15 protein-coding genes are annotated in these 21,908 nt (G+C 33.6%); all 15 read right to left on the bottom strand.

Annotated elements, in window-relative coordinates; translation table 11 throughout:
- Positions 1-24: 24 nt before the first annotated feature.
- Positions 25-738 (bottom strand): GntR family transcriptional regulator, encoded by a 714-nt coding sequence (locus tag NSS86_RS04990; RefSeq protein WP_001293306.1) that lies wholly within the window; start codon positions 736-738, stop codon positions 25-27.
- Positions 739-742: 4 nt separating this feature from the next.
- Entirely contained in the window at positions 743-3,109 is a 2,367-nt protein-coding gene (locus NSS86_RS04985) for a DNA translocase FtsK (RefSeq protein ID WP_000035746.1), read from the bottom strand.
- 256 nt (positions 3,110-3,365) lie between these two features.
- The gene (locus NSS86_RS04980; protein WP_000052590.1) at positions 3,366-5,039 is read right to left on the bottom strand and encodes a ribonuclease J; all 1,674 of its coding nucleotides are present in this window, start codon (positions 5,037-5,039) and stop codon (positions 3,366-3,368) included.
- A 235-nt stretch (positions 5,040-5,274) separates the two neighbouring features.
- Positions 5,275-7,371, bottom strand: a complete 2,097-nt coding sequence (pnp, locus tag NSS86_RS04975; RefSeq protein WP_000076690.1) for a polyribonucleotide nucleotidyltransferase — start codon at positions 7,369-7,371, stop codon at positions 5,275-5,277.
- Positions 7,372-7,739: 368 nt separating this feature from the next.
- Entirely contained in the window at positions 7,740-8,009 is a 270-nt protein-coding gene (gene rpsO, locus NSS86_RS04970; RefSeq protein ID WP_001018328.1) for a 30S ribosomal protein S15, read from the bottom strand.
- A gap of 114 nt (positions 8,010-8,123) precedes the next feature.
- Positions 8,124-9,095, bottom strand: coding sequence for a riboflavin biosynthesis protein RibF (gene ribF, locus NSS86_RS04965; RefSeq protein WP_000864185.1), 972 nt, complete (start codon positions 9,093-9,095; stop codon positions 8,124-8,126).
- Positions 9,096-9,109: 14 nt separating this feature from the next.
- Positions 9,110-10,027, bottom strand: coding sequence for a tRNA pseudouridine(55) synthase TruB (truB, locus tag NSS86_RS04960; protein ID WP_000282298.1), 918 nt, complete (start codon positions 10,025-10,027; stop codon positions 9,110-9,112).
- Between the two features lie 168 nt (positions 10,028-10,195).
- Positions 10,196-10,546, bottom strand: a complete 351-nt coding sequence (gene rbfA, locus NSS86_RS04955; protein ID WP_000097322.1) for a 30S ribosome-binding factor RbfA — start codon at positions 10,544-10,546, stop codon at positions 10,196-10,198.
- Positions 10,547-10,931: 385 nt separating this feature from the next.
- A complete protein-coding gene (gene infB / locus NSS86_RS04950) occupies positions 10,932-13,049 on the bottom strand; it encodes a translation initiation factor IF-2 (protein ID WP_000043635.1) in 2,118 nt (705 codons plus the stop codon).
- A gap of 4 nt (positions 13,050-13,053) precedes the next feature.
- Complete coding sequence (locus tag NSS86_RS04945) at positions 13,054-13,371, bottom strand: YlxQ family RNA-binding protein (RefSeq protein WP_000020853.1); 318 nt, start codon at positions 13,369-13,371, stop codon at positions 13,054-13,056.
- On the bottom strand, positions 13,368-13,652 hold the full coding sequence (locus NSS86_RS04940) for a YlxR family RNase P modulator (RefSeq protein WP_000727423.1): 285 nt from the start codon (positions 13,650-13,652) through the stop codon (positions 13,368-13,370). The genes NSS86_RS04945 and NSS86_RS04940 overlap by 4 nt, the downstream gene beginning before the upstream one ends.
- 20 nt (positions 13,653-13,672) lie before the next feature.
- Positions 13,673-14,848: a transcription termination factor NusA gene (gene nusA, locus NSS86_RS04935; protein ID WP_000097467.1), complete on the bottom strand. Its 1,176-nt coding sequence runs from the start codon at positions 14,846-14,848 to the stop codon at positions 13,673-13,675.
- 20 nt (positions 14,849-14,868) lie between these two features.
- Complete coding sequence (rimP, locus tag NSS86_RS04930; RefSeq protein WP_000036633.1) at positions 14,869-15,336, bottom strand: ribosome maturation factor RimP; 468 nt, start codon at positions 15,334-15,336, stop codon at positions 14,869-14,871.
- Positions 15,337-15,625: 289 nt separating this feature from the next.
- Positions 15,626-19,936 carry a DNA polymerase III subunit alpha gene (locus NSS86_RS04925; protein WP_001801936.1) on the bottom strand — a complete coding sequence of 1,437 codons (4,311 nt, stop codon included), beginning with the start codon at positions 19,934-19,936 and terminating at the stop codon, positions 15,626-15,628.
- A gap of 263 nt (positions 19,937-20,199) precedes the next feature.
- Positions 20,200-21,903, bottom strand: coding sequence for a proline--tRNA ligase (locus NSS86_RS04920; RefSeq protein ID WP_339302350.1), 1,704 nt, complete (start codon positions 21,901-21,903; stop codon positions 20,200-20,202).
- Positions 21,904-21,908: the final 5 nt, after the last annotated feature.

Genomic DNA, 21,908 nt, shown 5'->3' with positions numbered 1-21,908 from the left:
AGCCTCCTCTATATCTTCTTACATCTATATTTTTCTAGTGATTTTAAATTGAACTAAGCTATTTTTCATATAATTTAATGAATACAAAATAGGTTCATCTAATTCATTGTAGTGCGTAATTTTTAATAAAATCAAACCTTCGTGTGGCGAAGCATTCAGTACTTCGGATATTCGAGGTTCATAATTTACCGCTTCAATTTCTGTATCAGCGTAACAAATATTATGATTACTTTGTTCTTTTATCGCACTTAGTATCGATCCATTGCTCATTTGATACTCTGTACATGTTAATTCTTTTTTAGCAATTTTATCTAAACAATAGACGACCGGTTCTCCATCGGCAGTTCGTAATCGTTCTATAATGGTTACTGGATATCCTTCTTCAACGCTCAACAAATTTGCATCTAACATAGTTGCTGGTTGCTCATCAAAATTTAAGTATTCAGTTCCGCATTCAAATCCTGCATTTTTAATCATTTGCCCAATACTTATAAGTTCATTCAATGGATAAAAGAAAGGGGGCAGTGATTTAACACTTGTGCCCTCTTCAAAATTATCTTTAATGACTTGTTCAGTAATCAATGCCTGAATTGCTTCATAAACATCGTCGGTTTTTACATTTAATTCTCTGGCAATTGATAAATTACTTGGAAGTTGGTCACCATATTCCAATTTATTTTGCTTAATCAAATTTAAAATGTATTGTTTAACGTTATATACCGCATTCATTTCTGACATTTTTTTACACCTCGTCATTATTAAGATCTATTAAAACTTGTCTAGGCTTGCTTCCTTTTTGTGGACCGATTACCTGATTGCGTTCTAAATCATCCATCAACCTAGATGCTCTATTATAACCAATTCTAAATTGGCGTTGTAACAATGATGTACTTGCCTTTTGTTGTTCAACAACAAACAAATACGCTTCATCATATAAAGCATCTTCACTTTTCATTTCCGATTTATCCACTGGTGCATCTGGTTCCATTTCTTTTACATAATTTGCCTGTTGTTGTTCTACTACATAATTTACAACATCTTGCACCTCTTGGTCACTTAAAAACGCCCCTTGAATACGTGTTTGTGATGAATCACCATTTCCAACGTATAACATGTCACCTTTACCAAGTAACTTTTCTGCGCCGCCAGTACCAATAATAGTTCTTGAATCTGTTTGAGAACTCACAGCAAAAGCAATTCTAGATGGAATGTTATTTTTAATGATACCTGTAATTACATCCACAGAAGGTCTTTGTGTTGCTACAATCAAATGTATACCTGCTGCACGTGCCATTTGTGTGATACGTTGAATCGCATTTTCAACTTCTTTACCAGCTACCATCATTAAATCTGCAAGCTCATCTACAATAACAACGATATAAGGTAATTCTGGTTGCTTCTCATCTAATTCTTGATTTTGCTTACGGATTAATTCGTTATAACCTTTAATATTTCTAGTTGATGAATGTTGGAATAAATCATAACGTCTTTCCATCTCAGCTACAATTTTTTCTAAAGCTTGAGCAGCTTTATGAGGATTTGTAACAACCGGAATTAATAAATGTGGAATTCCGTTATAAACATTTAGTTCAACCATTTTCGGATCGATTAACATAAGTTTAACTTCATGCGGCTTAGCATTTAATAAAATACTTGTAATAATACCATTTATACAAACAGATTTACCACTACCCGTCGATCCTGCCACCAATAAGTGTGGCATTTCATTTAGTGGAACAGTAATTGGATCACCTGATATATCTCTTCCTAATCCAACTTCTAGTTTATTATTAGACGGGAATTTTTCATCTAAAACTTCTTTTAGTGAAACTAATGAAATTTTCTCATTTGGCACTTCAATACCTACTGCAGAGCGACCAGGTATTGGTGCTTCGATTCTAACATCTTTTGCTGCTAAAGCTAATGCAATATCATTATGCAAGTTTACAATTTTACTCACTTTAACCCCTTGAGCTGGTTGAATTTCATATTGAGTTACTGCAGGACCAATTTTAATTTGTGTCACTTTTGCATTTACCCCAAAATCTTTTAATGTATTCTCTAGTACTTGTCCTTTACGTTGTACTTCAGCTTTAGATGTTGCTTTTTGTTTTGCAGGTTGATTAAGTAAAGTTAACGGTGGAACAACATACGATACATTCGTAACTTCACCAGCTTCTTCAATAGTGTTTTCACTTTCAACACTGTTATGAGTTTGTTCTGTTAATTGCTCTTGCTGATCTGCTTGATGATTTACGATGTTATTCGAACTATTCTCTGCATCAAACACTCGTTTTTTTCGACTTGGTTGACACTGGCTTTTACTTTCATTTTCAGTATGCCCATAAATTGGAATATCTCTTTCTTGAGGCACTTCCGTAAAATCACTCACATCTTTTATTTGTGGCTGTTCATTTTGACGTGCCTTTTGTTCTTCTTTAAGTCTCGCTTTTTCTTCACGCTTCAATTGTTTTTCTTGGTTTCTTTCCGACATTTTTTCATTAAATGAACCAAACCAAGCTTTTATATTTTCCAGTGCAACTTTTGCAACATCACGATGTTGATGGTTTGTTAATAAAATAACACTTGAGCATAATAATAAAATAGTAATAATACATACACCAAATAATGAAATTAAAGGTACGCTTAACTCTAATAAATAAAAACCTAATACACCGCCACCAAAATTTGGAAAATGACTGTGTTGGTATGACTGATATACATAAGAAAGTACAGGTTCTCTTTCAGCTTTGATACCACTATTAAAATGAAAAACTAACTGTGATACAAATAGCAATGCAATTTGCAATACAATCGAACCAGCCGTTCGTCTAGTTTTAGGAATACGTTTAGAGTATGTAATAAAACCAGTTGCTAAGAGTACTAAAATATATGTTAAATATCTACTGTACCCAAATAAATAATTAAAGAAGCTGTCAATTAGACGACCGATTATTCCTAATTGGAAAACACCCAACACCATTAATACAACTACTAAAATAGCTATGACATAACGTATCGGATTATCATTCTTCTTTTTCCTTGAATTTGTTCTTTTTTTTGATGCTGTTTTTTTCTTAGCTGTCGATTTCTTTTTTGCTTGTGCCAATTGACGCACCTCCTTATGTTGCCTTAGTTAAAACGACGTTATTATATATAATTTCCTATTTGATGTTTAGAATATGTAGTCCAAACAGACGATGAAAGAGGTTAGAACAATATCATCTATGTATCAATTTACTTAAGATAACAGATTAATCGTTACCCCTTTCAATTGACCATCATAAAATATAAGTAAATTGTCCATGACAACCATTATATTTCGGTGACTTGTTCTGACCTCTTTTATGTTAATGACTTTTTGATTAAATTTCAGAAATTACTGGAATAATCATAGGACGACGTTTTGTACTTTCGAATAATAGTTTACTAATTTGATCACGCATATTTTGCTTAATTTCAGACCATTCTATGCGTTTTTCTTGTAAACCAGCTTCTACTATTTCACGTACTTTCTCTTCTGCTTCACGTAATAAGTCTTCACTTTCACGTACATATACAAACCCACGAGATTGAATTTCAGGACCCGCAGCTATACGTCTATTTTTAGGATCTAACGTTACTACAGCAATAAAGATACCATCTTCTGCTAAAAGATGACGGTCTCTCAACACGATATTTCCTACATCCCCAATACCAATACCATCTATTAAAATATTTCCCGAATTTACCTTTTCATTTAATATCATATCTTTACCGTTGTAATTAATGACATCTCCTTTTTCCACAAGGAAAATCTTTTCCGGTGCAACACCTGCTTCAGCTGCTAGCTTCGCATGTGCTATCTGCATTTTAAATTCACCTTGTACAGGAATAAAGTATTCAGGTTTCATAATATTAATCATCATTTTTAATTCTTCCATGCAACCATGACTTGAAGCATGAATCTTCTTGTTATTTGGAATAATATGTGCGCCAGCACGTACAAGCTCATTTAATGTATTCGCAATGATAACTTCCATATTAGCAGAAGCCGTAATTGCTAAAAATACAGAATCGCCTTCTTCGATATTCATAATTTTATGCTTATGTTGCGCCATTTGACTTAAGGCTTCTACAGGTTCTCCTTGCATACCAGTAGCTATAATTATCACTTCATTTTTAGGATAATTATCAACTTCTGTTATAGGAATTAGCAAATCTTTAGGAATGTCGAAATACCCCATTTTACGAGCAATATTAAATGAACTTTCAAGTGATCTTCCTAAAAATGACACTTTACGATTTAGCTTGCTAGCAATATTTAAAACTTGCTGAATACGTATAAAGTTCGAAGCATAACATGAAACAATCAAGCGACCTCGCACTTTTGCAAAAGCATCATACATATGATGTTCAATTACATTTTCCGGAGTATTATATCCAGGTTTCTCTGCCTCAGTAGAATCACTGATTAAGACAAATACGCCTTCTTCACCAATCTCTGCCATACGTTTAATATCTGGTGCATAATGTCCATGTAAACTTTGGTCAAACTTAAATTCACCTGTATACACAATGGCACCATATGAAGTGTGAATACAAACACCTAAACTATCAGGAATACTGTGTGTCGTATTAAAGAAACTAATATTCACGTTTTTGAATCTCATAATTGAATCATTGTTAACTGTGTAGTAGCGAACTTTTTTATCAATATTACGGGCTTTCATATTTTCTTTAATTAACGCTATTGTCAATTTAGATCCATATACTGGTGCATCTAATTGTTCTAAAACATAACTCACTGCACCAATCGCGTGCTCATGTCCGTGTGTAAGGAATATACCCTTCAATTTATCTTTATTTTCAAGTACGTATGAAATGTCTGGTATAACAATATCAATACCTAGCATTTCGTCTTCTGGAAACATAAGTCCAGCATCTAACATAAACATTTCATCGTCTACTTCAACGATATACATATTTTTAGCAATTTCGCCAACACCGCCTAATGGTATAATGCGAATATCTTTATTCTTTTTCTTTATTAAACTCAAAATCTTACCTCCTAAATTTGTTACCCGTCCATATATAAACTCACTATTCATTATAAGTTAAAAAACACTTGATGTACACTATTAATCACTATACATACAGGATAATTAACAGTTGCACTCAAAATAATAAAGCGTTTTAAAATGTTCAATACAACAAATTCAAAATGGATCACTTCGTAAAAAATGGCATAAAAAAATCACATGACGATACATTGTCGTCATATGACTTTAAATATTATTCTTCTAATGCTCTGTGTGATGCATTTACTCGACCTTGTTTATCAATTTCAGTAATCTTAACTTCAATTGTGTCACCGATTTTTAAAACATCTTCCACTTTTTCAATTCTATTTTTTGAAATTTGTGAAATGTGAAGCAACGCATCTTTACCCGGGAATAGGCCTACAAACGCACCGTATTTTTCAATACGTTTAACAGTGGCTTGATAAGTTTGACCTACTTCCGCTTCACGTGTAATTTCCTCAATGATTTCACGAGCACGATTTATCATAGCTTGATCAACGGCCCCAATAAAGATAGTACCATCTTGTTCAATATCTAATTTAACGCCTGTTTCATCAATAATTTCGTTAATTTTTTTACCACCAGGTCCGATAACATCTCTAATCTTATCTGGTTTAATTGTCATAGTTACAACTTTTGGCGCGTAAGCACTTAATTCAGTACGTGGTTGATCAATTGTTTGTAACATATGATTCATTATTTCTAAACGACCACGTCTCGCTTGTTCTAGAGCCTCTTCGATAATTTCACGCGTTAAACCGTCAATTTTAATATCCATTTGGATTGCTGTAATACCTTCTTTAGTACCAGCGACTTTAAAGTCCATATCACCTAATGCATCTTCCATACCTTGGATATCAGTTAAAATCGTATAGCTATCTTCACGTGTAACAAGGCCCATAGCAATACCAGCAACTGGTGCTTTAATCGGTACGCCCGCATCCATTAATGCTAAGGTTGATCCACAAATTGACGCTTGAGATGATGAACCGTTTGATTCAAGTACCTCACTTACAATACGAATTGTATATGGGAAATCAGCAGTATCAGGAATAATATATTTTAATGCTCTTTCACCTAACGCACCATGTCCAATTTCACGACGACCTGGCGCACGTACTGGACCAGTTTCACCTACTGAAAAGTTCGGGAAGTTATAATGATGCATGAATCTTTTTTCTTCTTCAGGTCCTAAACCATCAATTAATTGATAATCGCCTAAAGCACCTAATGTTAAAACTGAAAGTGCTTGAGTCTGACCACGTGTAAATAGACCTGAACCATGCGTTCTAGGTAAAATACCAACTTCAGAATCTAATGGACGGATTTCATCAGGTTTACGGCCGTCTGGTCTAATTTTTTCATCTGCAATTAAACGTCGAACTTCTTCTTTCACTAATTCATTTAAAATTGCATAAACTTCTTTAATAAGTAATTCATTCTCTGGATCTTCTTCATCGATAAATTCATTGACGATTTCTTCTTTTAAGTTATCAAGATTTTCATCTCGTTGTTGTTTATCAAATGTTAAAACTGTTTCTTTAAGTCCCTTTTCTTCGGTTAAAGATTTCACACGTTCAACTAGCGCTTCATCACGCTCTGCTGGAATAAATTCTTGTTTAACAGGTTGAATGTGGTCGACGATTTGTTGTTGGAAATCAACTAAACGTTGAATCTCTTCATGACCAAAGAAAATCGCCTCTAACATTTCTTGTTCAGTAATCTCACTAGCGCCTGCCTCTACCATGTTTACTGCATCTTTATGACCAGCTACTTCAAGGTCTAAACGAGAAACTTCTTTTTCTTCTACTGTTGGGTTAATGATATATTTACCATCAATATAACCCACATTTACACCGGCGATTGGCCCTTGGAATGGAATATCCGACACACTAAGCGCCATAGATGAACCAATCATTGCAGCCATTTGTGGTGAACAATCAGGATCTGCACTTAATACCATGTTCATAATTTGAACATCATGCTTATACCCTTTAGGGAATAAAGGTCTAATTGGTCTATCAATTAATCGCGCAGTTAATGTTGCATCGTCACCAGGACGTCCTTCTCTCTTTTTAAATCCACCAGGAATTTTACCCGCAGCGTACATTTTTTCTTCGTAGTTCACTGTTAATGGGAAGAAATCTCCATCACGAGGTTCTTTTGATGCAGTTGCCGTCGATAACACGACTGTATCTCCATAACGAACCAATACAGCGCCATTTGCTTGTTTAGCTAATTGCCCTGTTTCAATCGTTAAAGATCTTCCTGCCCATTCAGTTTTAAAAACTTTCTTTTCTTGAGACATTATAAATCTCCTCTCTTGAATCTAATAGTTATATCATATCATTTATTATCGTATTTTAATATTAGTTATAAAATATTGAATTGGAAAAAAAGAGAGCGGGATATCCATCTATTATTTACAAAATAGACTTATCGTCCCACCCTTATCAGTATAAATATAAGTTATATTTTTTAAAAAACATACTTTATTTTTAATATCTTGATTATTACTCTAGGTGTACTTATATCATCTTTATCTCATTGTAACCTTATTATTCACTCAATATTAGCTTAACATATAATAAATGTTAATATTTGTAAAAAGCTTTTTTAATATAAATTAAGGTTGGAACATAAATATGCCCCAACCTCAAAGACGTTATATTAAGATTAACGACGGATACCAAGTGATTTAATTAATTCACGGTAACGTTGAATATCTTTACTACGTAAGTAGTTTAATAAATGTCTACGACGACCTACCATTTTTAATAATCCACGACGTGAATGGTGGTCTTTTTTGTGTGTACGTAAGTGTTCGTTTACTGCGTTGATTTCTGCAGTAAGTACAGCGATTTGTACTTCTGGTGAACCAGTATCAGTTTCGTGTACACGGTATTCTTTAATGATTTCGTTTTTACGTTCTTGTGAAATTGCCATAATCAATTTCCTCCTTAAAATGTTTGAATACTCCTTAATCCGAGTTAGGCGTTGGAGATTCGACCTACTAAGAAAAAGGTGTGGTATAGATTGTTTATATAACTATACGCAACTCTAGATATTATAAGCTACTTCATCACCAAAATCAACTGCTAATAAATATTTAGCACGCGATTTATCATCGTTCATTTGTTTAACTAATGGGTCGATACCATCAAATTTAATCTCAGGACGTAAGAAATGATGCCAATTCACAGTCACTCGTTCACCATAAATATTATCCTCAAAGTCAAAGATATTCACTTCGATGACAACTTCTGCTTTGTTAGGATCATGAAATGTTGGCTTTACACCTATGTTAGCTACCCCTCGATATAATTTATTTTCAGTGCCGATTTCAATACTAACAGCATAAACACCTTTACGAGGTAACAAATAATCATCACTAGGTTGAATGTTAGCTGTTGGGAAGCCAATAGTTCTTCCCCTTTTTTCACCTTGCACTACAGTGCCTTTAATAGAATAAATATAGCCTAAAGCATCATTCGCTTTTTGCAACTCACCATTGATTAAATCTTGACGAATAGAAGTTGTAGAAATTTTTTCATTTTCAATTTCTTGTTTACTCACAATTGTCGTATTAAACGCATCATATTCTTGAAGAACAGTCATATTACCTTTTCCAAATTTACCAAAAGTAAAATCAAAACCAGCAATGACTTCTTTTACATTATTTTTAATTATATAATTTTCAACAAAATCTTCAACGCTCACATTAGCAAACCTAGATGAAAAATTAACCACTATACAATAATCAATATCATGTTGGCTAATTTTTTCGATTTTATCTGAAAGTGGTGTTAAATACGTTGTTCGTTTTCTTTTAGGATTCAACACGACAGACGGATGCGGATCAAATGTCATCACCGCTTTTTTTAAACTGCGTGCCTCAGCTATTTCATTTAATATATCAAAGACTTTGTCATGACCTTTATGCATGCCATCGAAAAATCCGAATGCCATTGCAACATCCTCTGTAATATACTGTTTAGATTGTATAGGATGTGTCACTTCTATGACTTTCATAAATTCTATCTCCTTTAATTAAAGACTTTTTTAGGTTTAATTTCTGATTCTTTTGTAGGGTGTACCATATAAATTGCTAATACTTTTTCTGAATCATCATCAATAAATACAATTTGGTCTTTAATTTTGTTATCAAATTCATTTTTATTAAATTTCTGCCCATTTAAAATACGTTTTTTTATGTGCGAATCTTTAATTTTAATGCTTGGCAAACCCTTTAATCCATATTCTAAAGGAAACAATTTATTTTGCAATGAATCCTGCTCATGAAGTTCTTTTATTTGTTCTAATGTAAGGCTATCTTTCAACACAAATCCACCAGACTCGATTCGTGTTAATTTCGACATATGTGCCGGAAAGCCTAATTTCACACCAATATCAGTTGCTAGCGTTCTAATATATGTACCTTTACCACAGATGACGCGTATTTTAAAATGACACTCATTTTCTTTAAAATCTAATTCAGATATACGCCCAATGTCTTTAATATTAACTTTACGCTTTGGTCTTTCAACTGTTTCATTATTACGCGCATATTCGTATAATTTTTTGCCATTCACCTTGACTGATGAATACATTGGCGGAATTTGTTCAATAACACCTTTAAAATTTTCTAACAATCGGTCAATATCGTCCTTATTAAAATCTGCTGAGTGTACACCTTTTGTTTCCAATGTATCACCCGTTTGATCTTCAGTCGTTGTACTTCTTCCTATCGATACAGTTGCTTCATAAGCTTTGCCCATATCCATAACATAATCACTAACTCTCGTTGCATTACCTATACATACCGGTAACACGCCTGCAACTTCGGGATCAAGCGTACCCGTGTGACCTATTTTTTTAGTTTTTAATATTTTACGCAATTTGAATACAACGTCATGACTTGTTAAACCGCGCTCTTTATATACTGGTAATATCCCATTATACATATAGTCACCTTCTTTTTTAAAATATATTTTAATAGCGTATCAACTGAATTTATTCATAAAAAAACTGGAAAATGTTAACTATTTCTACACATCTATGTATTAACTGTTTAATGTTAATATACCGATATTAAGAAATTATCAAACATTTTCCAGATACCTAACACTAAATTATCTATCTTGTTTGTGTAAATCTTGAATCATTCGTTCAATTTTATTACCATATTCGATTGATTGATCATATTCATACATTAATTCCGGCATAATACGTAATCGCATTCTAGAACCTAATTCAGACTTAATGAAGCCTTTTGCTTTATCAAGTGCTTTAAATGTATTTTCTACTTCTTTATCGTTACCTAATACAGTTAAAAATACTTTAGCCTGCGATAAATCATTTGTTAAAACAACATCTGTAATTGTAATAAAACCAACTCGAGGATCTTTGACTTTATTGTTGATGATATCCATTAATTCCTTCTTCATTTGTTCACCAACACGCTCTGCTCTCATACTGCTCATTCTTGTCACCTCTTTATCTTTAAGTTCAATTGTTATTTGCATTTTTTAGTGTAACAATGCTTAAACAATTATTTTAGCTCACACGTTATTTTAATAAATTAAGCCTATAAAATCAAATAAAGTTTGCCGTAAGATAGGCATTTCAACAGAAAATTTTCCAATAATAGTCGACATTATATTTTGTCATTAAAAATCATTCTAGGCCACCACAAAATTTTATACAAAATCATGTCCATATAACGTAACTTTTAATAGGTAATCTATTCTAATAAAAAACCAAAAGCTAGTATCAAATATGCTCCCTATAAAGTAGACACTTAAAAAGTGCAATATTTATAGGGAGCATATCAATCTTAACTATACTTTTAGCTTGTAATTTATTTAATTAACGCTTAATTTCAACCATTTCAAATGCTTCGATAACATCGCCTTCTTTAAGGTCATTGTAGTTTTCAATTGTAATACCACATTCATAACCTTTTGCAACTTCCTTAGCATCATCTTTGAAACGTTTAAGTGTATCTAATTCGCCTTCATATTGAACAATACCATCACGAATAATACGTACACCAGCATTTCGCGTAATTTTACCTTCAGTAACATAACATCCAGCAATAGTACCAACTTTAGAAACTTTGAATGTTTGACGAACTTCAGCTTGTCCGATAACTTGTTCTTCAAATTCTGGATCAAGTAAACCTTTCATCGCTGATTCAATTTCTTCGATAACATTATAAATAACTCTGTGTAAACGCATATCAACATTTTCAGCTTCTGCAGCACGTTTTGCACCACTGTCTGGACGAACATTGAAACCAATGATAATACCATTTGAGGCATTAGCAAGTGTCACGTCTGACTCATTAATTGCACCAACCGCTGTATGAATGATACGAACATTTACGCCTTCAACATCAATTTTCATTAATGATGCAGCTAAAGCTTCAACAGAACCTTGAACATCACCTTTAATAATAACGTTTAAATCTTTCATTTCACCTTGTTTCATTTGTTCAAACAGGTTATCTAATGAAACATTTTTACTTTCTTGACGTTGTTGTACAATGCTAGCTTCGTGTCTTGATTCACCAATACGACGAGCTTGTTTTTCATCACTAAATACAACAAAGCGATCCCCAGCTTGTGGCACATCATTAATACCTGTAATTTCAACAGGCGTTGATGGACCAGCCGTTTTGATTCTTTGACCTAAGTCATTAACCATTGCACGGATACGGCCGTAAGTATTACCAACTACAATCGCATCACCAACATTTAATGTACCGTTTTGTACTAATAATGATGCAGAAGGACCACGTGATTTATCTAATTCAGCTTCGATAACTGTACCAACAGCACGGTTTTTAGGATTTGCTTTAAGTTCTTGAACTTCTGCAACTAATCCTATCATTTCTAATAAATCGTCGATACCATCACCACTTAATGCAGAAAGTGGAACGAAAATTGTTTCGCCGCCCCAATCTTCAGGAATTAAACCATATTCAGTTAATTCTTGCATAACTCGATCAGGATTTGAAGTTGGTTTATCAATTTTATTTACTGCAACAATAATTGGTACTTCTGCTTCTTTAGCATGGTTAATTGCTTCAATTGTTTGTGGCATAACACCATCGTCAGCTGCTACTACTAAAATTGTAATATCTGTTACTTGTGCACCACGCGCACGCATCGTTGTAAATGCAGCATGTCCCGGTGTATCTAAGAAAGTGATTTTTTTGCCATCGTTTTCAATTTGATATGCACCAATATGTTGAGTGATTCCGCCTGCTTCACCTGCTGTAACTTTTGTATGACGAATTGAATCTAATAAAGTCGTTTTACCATGGTCAACATGTCCCATAATTGTTACAACTGCTGGTCTCTCAATTGCTTCTGGATCATCTTTTTCGTCTTCGAAGTAGATTGATAAATCTTCTTCATTAATCACAACTTCTTCTTCAACCTCAACGCCATAATCATCGGCAATTAATTCGATTGTTTCTTGATTTAATGATTGATTGATATTAGCAACAATACCAAGTAAGAATAATTTTTTGATAATTTCTGATGATTCAACATTTAATTTATCCGCAAATTCGCCTACTGTAATACCTTCTTGATATGTCACTTTTGATGGTATTTCTTTTGGAGCAGCTGGTTGATTTTGTGGTTTATTATTCTTGTTATTTTTCTTATTATTTCTATTATTCTTTTTATTGCCTTTGTTGCCTTTATTATTTTGTTGTTGATTCTTTTTGTTATCTTTTTGTTGCCCTTTATTTTGGTTTTGATTGTTTGATTTTTGGTGATTATTTTGAGTGCTTTGTTTATTGTCGTTCTTTTGTTCTTTTTTGAACTTTTTATCTAATGCTTTAATTTGGTCATCTTCCAAAGCTTGCATATGATTTGAAACCTCTATATTCATGCTTTTTAACTCATCTATAATCTCTTTACTCTTTAGATTTAATTCTTTCGCATATTCGTAAATTCTTTGTTTACTCATATAATCACTCCTTATGATATTCATCTATCATTGATAGCAACTTTTTAGCAAAGCCTGGGTCAGTAATCCCTACATTAACACGCTCACCTTTTCCAAGTGCTATTCCCAATTCATTTCGATTTCCAAACTTTCTGAATGGAACTTTGTAACTCTTACATTTATCTGTAATTAATTTAGCTGTATTATCAGACGCATCATTTGCAACAATAACGAGCTTCAAATTTCCTTTTTTAATCTCATTAACAATGACTGATTCACCTGTTTTTACTTTACCAGCTCTCATTGCTAATCCTAAAAAGTTTAATATTTGATCTATACTCATTTTGGAATCTCTTCTCTATAAATTAATCTAATAATTTCTTTGTAAACAGGATCCAATTGCTCTTTAGATGCTTTAAAATATTTTTCTAAAATTTCTTTTTGTTGTGCTTTTTCAACCATAGCAACATCTTTAGAAACATATGCGCCACGGCCTTGTTTCTTTCCAGTAACATCCGCAAAGATTTCGCCTTCTTTATTAACAACAACACGAATCATATCTTTTTTGGGATGCATTTCATTTGAAAGAATACATTTTCGCATCGGAATTTTTTTCTTTTTCATAGATACTTCACTCCAACCTATTATTCAGATTCTTTCTCTACATTTGTTTCAACTGAAACATCATTTACCTCTTCGGTTGATTCTGTTGTGTCAGCATCTTCTAAAGCAATATCTTCTTCAGTTACTTTTTCAGCTTCAACTACTGGATAGATACCCGCTTCACGCGCATCTGTTTCTGATTTAATATCAATTTTCCAGACGGTTAATTTAGCAGCTAGACGTGCGTTTTGTCCTCTTTTACCAATCGCTAATGACAATTGATAATCAGGAACAACAACTACTGTAGATTGATTTGTTTCATCAACAATAACTTCTAAAACTTGAGAAGGGCTTAAAGCATTTTTTACAAATACTTTTGGATCTTCATTCCATTGAACGATGTCGATTTTTTCGCCACCTAGCTCTTCAACAACAGCTTCAACACGTGCGCCTTTAGCACCAACACATGCACCAACAGCATCTATATCATTGTTTTCAGAGAAGACACTAATTTTAGAGCGATCGCCAGCTTCACGTGCTACTGATTTAACAATTACAGTACCATCGTAAATTTCTGGAACTTCTTGTTCAAATAAACGTTTTAATAAACCTGGATGGCTACGAGAAACATAGATTTGAGGACCTTTTGTCGTTTGTTCCACTTTGTTAACATATACTTTGATACGTTCGTTAGGAATATATTTTTCGTTAGGACTTCTTTCTGCTTCAGATAAAACAGCTTCGATACGACCTAAATTCACATATACATAACGATGGTCAACACGGTCAATAATTCCAGTAAGTATGTCTTCTTCTTTGTCTATAAATTCTTCAAATAAAATTTCACGTTCAGCATCACGAAGACGTTGCATTACTGCTTGTTTCGCTGCTTGAGCACCTACACGACCAAAATCTTTAGGTGTTACATCTTCTTCGTATATATCACCAATTTCATATGCAGGGTTTTTAACAAGCGCTGTACTTAAATCCACTTCATCTCTGTCGTCAAATACTTCTTCAACAACATCTTTACGAGCGATAACTTTGAAAGTACCTTGATCCATATTTAATTCCACACGGACATTTCTTGCACTATCATAATTCTTTTTGTATGCAGTAATTAAAGCTGCTTCAATAGCATCAATTAATACTGCTCTAGGAATCTTCTTTTCTTTTTCTAAATACTCAGTAGCTAATAATAATTCATTACTTGACACGTTTTTTCCTCCTCATCACGTTAAATCATAACTGCGTGACGTGCTTTTGCTATTTTGTCTCTCGGTATCTCTATATCTTTCGTTCTTGCTTTGATTTTAACTTGTACTACAATTGTTTCATTATTGACTTCTTGTAAAATGCCTAACCATTCCTTTTCACCTTCAATTGGTACATATAAAGAAACAAATACAGGTTTAGTTATTGCATTTTGGAAATCTTGTTCTTTTTTAATTGGACGTTCTGCACCAGGTGACGCTACGTCTAAATAATACATTTCAGGAATAGGATCATTTGCATCCATAGCTTCACTTATTTTTTCAGAAGCTAGCGTACAATCATTTAAATCTACGCCACCTTCTTTATCAATAGAGATTCTAAGAAAATGATCTCTACCCTCTTTGACATATTCAACGTCTACAAGTTCAAAATTCAAGTCTTCCATAATTGGTTGAACAATCACTTCTACTTGTTCTGTAATTTTACTCATACAGGCCTCCCTTTTTGGCAAATAGAAAAGAGCGGGAATCTCCCACTCTTCTGCCTGAGTTCACTAATTTTTAAGCAACTTAATTATAGCATAAGTTTATGCTTGAAACAAATGACTTCACTATTAATCAGAGATTCTTGTAAAAGTTTGTTCATTTATTTCACCATTACATTCGAATAGACTCGTAAGACGTTGAAAAGAAATACAGGCATAATTTTATGTCCAGCACCAATTTTGTATTTCTTTAACTACGCCATACGCATTAAATAAATACCTTGATTATTTCATTTTACATATCAAATATCGAAAGTTGAGCTTTATCTGGTAAATTCGGTAATGAGCCTAACTCATCTAAATACTCAATAATTTTCTGAGATAATCCAGCTTTTTTGTTTAAATCTTCTTTTGATAAAAATGGGCCATCGTCACGAGCTTCAACAATTCGTTTCGCAACGTTTTCGCCAAGCCCAGGCACTGATATGAACGGCGGAATAAGTGTATCGCCTTCAATGATAAATTCGAACGCCTGACTCTTTTCTAAACTAATCGGTTGCATTCGATAACCTCGATGCGCCATTTCATTCATAATTTCCAAGACTGTTAATACGTCTTTTTCTTTTTTACCTAGATCCATATAGCGAGAATACATGTCTTTTACAGTATTTCGAATGCTTGTTTTATCTTTAATCATCGTGATTAAATCAAAATCTGACGCACGAATTGTAAAGTAAGATGCATAGTAATAAAGTGGATGATGTACTTTGAAATATGCGATACGTACTGCCATTAAAACGTATGCTGCTGCATGGGCTTTAGGGAACATGTACTTAATTTTAAGACATGAATCTAAATACCAATCCGGCACTTCATTTTCTTTCATCGTTTCAATCATTTCTTCAGTTAAACCTTTACCTTTACGTACTGACTCCATTATTTTAAAAGCCATTGATGGTTCTAAACCAGCATACATTAAATAAACCATGATATCATCACGACAACCAATTACACTTGATAAATCACATATACCGGTTTTAATTAATTCTTGAGCATTGCCTAACCACACATCTGTACCATGAGATAATCCTGAGATTTGAACTAATTCAGAAAATGTTGTTGGCTTTGTATCTTCTAACATTTGACGCACGAACCCTGTACCGAATTCTGGAACCCCAAACGTACCTGTTTTACATAAAATTTCATCTTCAGTAACACCTAAACTTTCAGGTGTACTAAATATTTGCATGACTTCTTTGTCATCTACAGGTATCGTTTTTGGATCAATGCCCGATAAATCTTGAAGCATACGAATCATTGTTGGATCATCGTGTCCAAGTATATCAAGTTTTAATACATTATCATGAATAGAATGGAAATCAAAATGTGTCGTCATCCATGCTGAATTTTGATCATCGGCAGGATATTGTATAGGCGTAAAATCATAAATATCCATGTAATCAGGTACTACAATAATACCTCCTGGATGCTGTCCAGTTGTACGTTTAACACCTGTACATCCTTTAACGAGTCGATCTATTTCAGCGCCTCTTTTGTGGATGCCTTGATCATTCAAATAACCTTTAACATAACCAAAAGCAGTCTTTTCAGCAACGGTACCAATTGTACCTGCACGGAATACTTTATCCTCACCAAATAATACTTTTGTGTAGTTATGGGCATTCGGTTGATATTCACCACTAAAGTTTAAGTCGATATCAGGAACTTTATCTCCCTTAAATCCTAAAAATGTTTCAAACGGAATATCTTGTCCTTCTTTAATAAGTGGCGCTCCACAAGTTTCACACGTCTTATCAGGTAAATCGAATCCTGATCCTACTGAACCATCATTGAAAAATTCACTCGTTTTACAGTTCGGACAAATATAGTGTGGCGGTAACGGGTTTACTTCAGTAATCTCAGTCATTGTCGCTACAAAACTAGAACCTACTGAACCACGGGAACCAACTAAGTATCCATCATCTAATGATTTTTTAACTAAACGTTGCGAAATTAAGTAAATTACCGCAAATCCATTACCGATAATACTTTTTAATTCTTTTTCTAATCGATCAATTACGATTTGAGGCAGGTCTTCACCATACAGTTTACGCGCATTTGTATAACTTAGTTCTCTAATTTCTTCGTTAGCACCTTCCATACGCGGTGTGTATAATTCATCTTTAATAGGAACAACACGTTCAATTCGATCTGCTAATTCGTTTGTATTTTTCACAACAATTTCATGCGCTTTTTCTTCACCTAAAAAATGAAACTCGTTTAACATTTCATCTGTAGTTCTAAAATGTGCTTCCGGTAAAGTTGAGCGATTAAGTGGATTGCCGGGTTGTGATGCTATTAAAATTTTACGTGCGATACCATCATGTTCAAACAAATAGTGTGCATTTCCTGTCGCAATAACAGGTATACCCGCTGTGTCACCTGCATGTATTAAACGTTGATAAATTTCATGTAATGTTTCAGTATCTCTAATAAGCTCTCTATCAATTAAATCTTGATAAAGTGCCGGTGGTTGAATTTCAATAAAATCATAATATTTGGCAATTTTTTCAACTTGGCTCTGGTCCTTCTGCATAACTGCCGTAAATAATTCACCTTCATCACACGCTGTACCTACCAATAATCCCTCACGATATTCATCTAACAATGAACGTGGAATTCGAGGTGTACGGTAGAAATACTTCACCAATGATGCACTTACAATTTTAAATAGATTTTTAAGACCTTGTTGGTTTTGTACAATTAATGTGACATGGCTAGGTCTTGCACGTTTATATGCATCTTCATTACTGAGTTTTTTGTTGATTTCGTTATGATTTAATACACCTAATTCTTTCATTTGTTGAACCATTTTTATGAAAATGTAAGCTGTTGCTTCTGTATCATAAATGGCACGGTGATGTTGCGTTAATTCTACGCCATATTTTTTAGCTAAGAAATTCAAACCATGTTTACCATATTCAGTATTAATCGTACGAGATAATTCTAAAGTATCGATAACACCATTCGTTGATGGTCCAAACCCAAGACGTTCATATCCCGTATCGATAAAGCCCATATCAAACGAAGCATTATGCGCTACGAATATCGCATCGCCAACCCATTCTTTAAACTCTGTAAGTACTTCTTCAATCTCAGGGGCATCTACTAACATATCATCAGTAATATGCGTCAAATTGATAATCGTTTCCGATAATCGTTCATGCGGATTACTAAACCTTTCAAACTTATCGATGATTTCACCGTTATGAACTTTCACAGCTGCAAGCTCGATGATTTTATCATACTGATTTGATAAACCAGTTGTCTCAACGTCGAACACAACATAAGTAGCATCTTTTAATACGACATCTTGTGGTTTGTATGCAATCGGAACACCATCATCAACTAACATACCTTCCATACCGTATATCATTTTAATGCCATGTTTTTCCGCTGCTGCGTGAGCATCTGGAAATGCTTGCACAACATTATGGTCTGTAACCGCAATGGCTGGATGTCCCCAGTCTGCTGCCTGTTTAACATACGCACCAATATTGGGTATACCATCCATTTGGCTCATTGCAGTATGCAAGTGGAATTCTACACGCTTTTCTTCAGCCTTATCTTTTTTTGTCGCTTTTTTAATCTCTTCAATATCAGACATCATCATAACTAAATCTCTAATAAATGTATCTTCTTCAATACGACCTTGAGCCCTAACCCATTTACCTACACTTAGCGCTTTAAAATGTTCTAAATCATCTTTGTTTTTACGAGTAAACATTTTTAAAACTAATGAGTCCGTATAGTCAGTCACTTTAATTTCTACGATATGACGACCACTTTTAAGTTCTTTTAAGTTTATATCAAAAATGACACCCTCTATTGCAACTTTAAACTCTTCCTCAATAATAGATTCAATTGGTTTAATATTTTCAATTTGAATCGGCTTACCAATTTGACACTTATCGACAGCACTTTCGTTGTTATCTTGTTGTTTCGCTTTTTCAGCTTTCATTTTTTCAAGTTTCTCTGTTGCCAATCGTGCACTTTGTTCGTCTTCTTCTTGAATATGTGCTTCTAAAGAAGCTAAGTTTTGTTCTTGATCATTATCATTTGTTTCGAATATGATTTTATCGATATCAAAACCACAATTTCTAAACGCTTTGATAAGACTTCCATTACATGCCTTATCAAAATGATTACGTTCAATGTCATTTGATACCATTACTTTTAATACTTTTCCAGACATAATAAGCTTTTTCTGTTTCAATTGACCTTTAACTTTTGGAGATAAAGCTGTTTGGTCAATACAGTGCCCAAAGTATTTAATTGCATGTTCATCTTGATTCGTGCCATTTGTTACCGTAAAACGACATGTAACGTTGGCGATATCTTTAAACTCTTGCTCTATTGCATTTATAAATAATAAATAATCTTCATGAGCTAAGAATTGTGGTAATGTAATATGAAATTCCCATGTTCTGTTTTTGTTAGAAACATCTATACGTGTCAGTTCACCTGAATTTAAAATTTCAGCATCTAATTGATTTGAAATTTTAATTTGATCAGCAAGCACTTTAAATTTTTGTTGCTCTGTCATTGCCAAGACAATTACCACCTTAAATAGAAATTACTTTTACGTGTTCGAACAATATTTAGATTATGTGAGCATAGTAATGATAGAAAATTAAATGCTTTATATTTGGCTAATCATAATATTGTTAAAACAAATTTATCTTTAATTATACTATGTCTTCAGTCATTTTTCATCGAATAATCATTATATCAAAAATAATAAGAGCAGGACATAAGCATCAGATTTCTTTCAGCTTTTTCCTACTCTTATAATTCATTCGATCTTAATTATTTTAAGTTATCATATTTATTTGTAATGACAGTCATTAAGTCATCAATGTGAACTTCTTCGCTATCACCTGTTAAACGTTCTTTAACTTCTACAATACCTTCCGATGCACGTTTACCAACAACAATTCGCAGTGGTAAACCAATTAAATCGGCATCATTAAATTTGACACCTGCACGTTCCTGACGATCATCGTACAACACATCAAATTTAGTATTAAATTCAGCATATAGTGCATCTGCTAGCTCTCGTTGATCATCTTTCTTAGGATTAATAGAAATTAAATGTAAATCAAATGGAGTAACTGATTTAGGCCAAACAATTCCATTATCATCGTGATTTTGTTCAACAATCGCACTTAGCGTTCTAGAAATTCCAATACCGTAACAGCCCATAATTAAAGGTTGAGCTTTTCCTTGGTTATCTAAGAATGTAGCATTCATTGATTCTGAATACTTAGTACCCAATTTGAATACTTGACCAACTTCAATACCTTCAGCAAAATGTGCAACGCCTGAACCATCACTTAACTTTTCGCCTTCTAAAATAAAACGGAAATCGCCATATTCATCAACGTTGAAGTCTCTACCTACATTTACATTAATTAAGTGATAGCCATCTTCGTTAGCACCGACAACTAAATTATTTAAATCTTGCACAAAATTATCTGCATAAATTTTGATTTCTTTATCAATAACAGGACCTAGTGAACCCGGATTTGCACCAACTAAATTAACAATTTCGTCTTGTGTTGCTAATTCAATATTATCTGTGCCGAAATAAGATTTTAATTTAATGTCATTAATTTCATGATGGCCACGCACTAAAACCATAATATATTCGCCATCAACTTTGAAAATCATCGTTTTAACGATTTCATCTACTGGTCTACCTAAGAAGTCTGCCAATTCTTGTGCAGTCTTAACATTTGGTGTTTCAATTTTTTCTAAAGGTTGCACAGTAGAATGCTTATGATTTGGTTCGTAAACGACTTCTGCTTTTTCGATATTAGCAGCATAGTCACTTTCTTTACTGTAAACGATTGTATCCTCACCGATAGCACTTAATGCCATAAATTCATGTGTATGGCTACCGCCTATAGCACCTGAATCTGCTACAACTGGTCTAGCATTAATGCCAACTCTCTCAAAAATACGGCTATACGCTTGATACATATCTTGATACGTTTGATCTAATGATGCCTCGTCAGCATGGAATGAATACGCATCTTTCATAATAAATTCACGCCCACGAAGTAAACCAAAACGTGGTCTCTTTTCATCACGGAATTTAGATTGAATTTGGAATAATGTCATCGGTAATTGTTTGTATGATTTCAATTCATTTCTTACTATTGATGTAACTAATTCTTCATGTGTTGGACCTAATGCAAATTGTCTTCCATGTCTATCTTGTAAACGCATTAATTCTGAGCCATATGCACCCCAACGTCCTGATTCTTCCCATAATTCAGCTTGTTGTAACGCTGGCATTAAAATTTCAACAGAATCGATACGTTCCATTTCTTGTCGCACAATTGCAGTAATATTATTTAACACACGTGTTGCTAGCGGTAAATAACTATAAATCCCACTTGTACTTTGTTTTATCAAACCCGATTTCAATAATAAACGATGACTTTGTGCTTCTGCTTCTGATGGCACATCACGCATCGTTGGTATAAAAACTTTGGATTGCTTCATAATTA

Source organism: Staphylococcus sp. FSL W8-0056 (genome assembly GCF_037963075.1).
Lineage (GTDB): Bacteria > Bacillota > Bacilli > Staphylococcales > Staphylococcaceae > Staphylococcus > Staphylococcus aureus.
The sequence above is the reverse complement of the archived record's forward strand: the minus strand, read 5'-3'. Positions and strand labels throughout refer to the sequence as shown.